At 37.6% G+C, this 736-nt stretch carries 1 protein-coding gene; it reads left to right on the top strand.

Going from position 1 to position 736, the window contains the following annotated elements; all coding sequences use genetic code 11:
• Positions 1–181 precede the first annotated feature (181 nt).
• Entirely contained in the window at positions 182–661 is a 480-nt protein-coding gene (locus M977_RS23850) for an Hcp family type VI secretion system effector (RefSeq protein ID WP_064519666.1), read from the top strand.
• Positions 662–736 lie beyond the last annotated feature (75 nt).

The following is a 736-nucleotide window of genomic DNA, read 5'->3' as shown; positions in this document are numbered from 1 at the left end:
GCATGATGTTTTGAAATTAAATGGCCTCTGAAAAATATTCGTGTGAAAGAGGCTATTTATATTAATATCAATAAAGTCCGATTTCCTATATTTGAATAAATTTCATTTATTGTTCCTGACCCTAAGGCATAAAAAGAGAGTTATTAACTCGCTTAAACATACTTAGAAAAGGAATAATAACATGTCGAATAATATCTATCTCTCATTGACTGGTGAAAATCAGGGGCTAATTTCAAGCGGTTGTTCTTCATATGATTCAATTGGCAACGCCTATCAGGCCACACATCGCGATCAGATCCTCATTTACGAATTGGCCTATGCTATTTCGCGAGATCAAAATGTTAACCATCAGCCACTAATGTTCAAAAAACCTATTGATAAATCCTCTCCGCTCTTCGCTTTTGCCATTGCTAATAACGAAAAGATGGAAGCGATATTTGAAGCATACAGAACGGATAAATCCGGCACTCAATCATTGTTTTATAGAATAAAACTTATCAAAGCGACCATTACAGACATTAACCTTGTTTCGCCCAACTCATTAACCCATAACGATGCACAACCCATAGAAAGTATTTCATTAAAGTACGAAAGCATTACCTGGGAACATGTGTCAGCGGGGACATCGAGCTATAGCCTTTGGCAAGACAGGGTATTCTGATATGGATTATATATTGGGTCATGATAATAACCGGATGAGTGATTACTACAGAACCATGGGGGGCCTGGAGGCTCG

This window comes from Buttiauxella gaviniae ATCC 51604 (genome assembly GCF_001654835.1).
In the GTDB taxonomy this organism is placed as follows: domain Bacteria; phylum Pseudomonadota; class Gammaproteobacteria; order Enterobacterales; family Enterobacteriaceae; genus Buttiauxella; species Buttiauxella gaviniae.
This window is presented reverse-complemented; position numbering and strand designations above follow the sequence as displayed.